Source organism: Burkholderia sp. AU6039 (genome assembly GCF_002223365.1).
In the GTDB taxonomy this organism is placed as follows: domain Bacteria; phylum Pseudomonadota; class Gammaproteobacteria; order Burkholderiales; family Burkholderiaceae; genus Burkholderia.
Genome location: NZ_NKFK01000016.1, coordinates 1 through 2129 on the forward strand (window position 1 = coordinate 1; position 2129 = coordinate 2129).

Here is a 2129-nt window from a genome sequence, read left to right on the forward strand (position 1 = left end):
TGCCGCGTGGCTGCGGGCCAATCGGACCGCCGAGGGAGAACCGCGCCCGACCCTGGGTGCACTGCGCAATGAGGTGCTCCAGTCAGGGCGGCCGGCGCGCGAGAACGCTCATGTGCAGGCGTTCCGCCAAGCGGTGGGCGAGCAAGGCGCCGCGGGTAAGCACGTGGCCGGCGCGGTGGATGCGCTGGTACAGGGCGGCACGTCGCGCCAGCTCCAGGTCCATGTTGACGACGAGGCATTGATCCAGGCCTATCAGGGCGCATCGAACACGCATCCGGCCACGGCACGCACCCATGCGAGCCACCTGCGCCAGCTTGCCGCGTGGTTGCGGGCCAATCGGACCGCCGAGGGAGAACCGCGCCCGACCCTGGGTGCACTGCGCAATGAGGTGCTCCAGTCAGGGCGGCCGGCGCGCGAGAACGCTCATGTGCAGGCGTTCCGCGAAGCGGTGGGCGAGCAAGGCGCCACGGGTAGGAACGTGGTCAGCACGGTGGATGCGCTGGTAAAGGGCGGCACGTCGCGGCAGCGGCAGGCCCAGGCCCAGCCCCAGCCCCAGGTCCATGTTGACGACGAGGCACTGATCCAGGCCTATCAGGGCGCATCGAACACGCATCCGGCCACGGCGCGCACCCATGCGAACCACCTGCGCCAGCTTGCCGCGTGGCTGCGGGCCAATCGGACCGCCGAGGGAGAACCGCGCCCGACCCTGGGTGCACTGCGCAATGAGGTGCTCCGGTCAGGGCGGCCGGCGCGCGCGAACGCTCATGTGCAGGCGTTCCGCCAAGCGGTGGGCGAGCAAGGCGCCACGGGTAAGCACGTGGCCGGTGCGGTGGATGCGCTGGTACAGGGCGACACGTCGCGGCAGGTTAGGGCTTAAGCCTCATTCGAACGTAAGTGTCAACGCCGACTGAATCCTGACCCACCGGGGATGCGGACAAAATCTTGGACTACTTTGGAGGTAGTCCATGTATTCATACGAAGACCGCGTTCGGGCGGTCGAGCTGTACCTGAAACTCGGGAAGCGCATCAAGGCAACCATCCGCCAGTTGGGTTACCCATGTCGATGTGGCGTGTCTCGGGGCAACCTTGCCAGCCGAACTGACGCATCTCAGCAACGACACCGAGGGGCACGTCGTTCTGGCCGACGCTCTGGCGAAGCTGCAACCCGGACTCGTGCTGATGGAGGCCACGGGTGGCTATGAGGCGGCATTGGAGTGCACGCTGCAGGCAGTCGGGCTGCGCGTGGCGGTGATTAACCCGCGCATGGCTCGTGACTTCGCTCGTGCGATGCAGCGCCTGGCCAAGACCGACCGCATTGATGCCGCCACCCTAGCCGAATTCGCTGCCGTACTGGCCCAACGTCCTGACTGCGAGCGCTTCGTGCGTCCGCTGAGCGATCCCGTGCAGCAGGATCTGGCGGCTCTGGTCACCCGACGACGCCAGTTTGTGGCTATGCGACTTTCCGAGCGGCAGCGCCTGCGCCTGGCTCGCCCGGTCACACGCCCGAGCATTCAGGCATTGCTCGAAGACCTGCAGGCCGACGAAGGTTCGGCCGATATGGCCACGGCTGCAACAGTGAAGCGGCCGAATCGCGAAGGTGCGGGCCGCAAGCCGTTGCCGGATCACCTTGAGCGCGAAGAGCGCATCCATCTGCCAGCCGACGATGACTGCCCCGATTGCGGCGGGCAACTCAAGCCACTGGGCGAAGACGTCGCGGAACAGCTCGAATACGTGAGGGCGCACTTCCGCGTGATTCGTCACCGCCGTCCGAAGCTGGCCTGCGCGTGCTGCGATCGCATCGTGCAGGCTGCGGCACCGAGTCGGCCGATCGACCGCGGCATCCCGGGGCCGGCGCTGCTCGCACACATCGCCGTGTCGAAGTTCGCGTACCACATCCCGCTGCATCGCCAGGCAGTCATGTACGCGCGCGACGGCGTCGAGATCGATCCGGGTGCGATGGGATATTGGATGGGGAGCATCACGGCGCTGCTTGCACCGCTGGTCGACACCGTCCGCCTATACACGTTAGCCGGCGGCAAGGTTCACGGGGACGACACGCCGCTGCCAGTGCTGGCGCCCGGCAACGGTCGCACAAAGACAGGACGCCTGTGGGTCTACGTGCGCGATGA

Annotated in this window: 1 protein-coding gene and 2 pseudogenes; all 3 read left to right on the top strand. The window is 67.0% G+C overall.

The features are described from left to right. Positions 1–877 (top strand): hypothetical protein (locus CFB39_RS40505; protein WP_179257811.1); only part of this gene is annotated, 877 nt, incomplete at its 5' end. Positions 878–1065: 188 nt separating this feature from the next. Next, positions 1066–1422 (top strand): annotated as a pseudogene (locus CFB39_RS41335) (transposase); the annotation flags it as partial. Positions 1423–1431: 9 nt separating this feature from the next. Next, positions 1432–2129, top strand: a pseudogene (locus CFB39_RS40510) (IS66 family transposase); the annotation flags it as partial.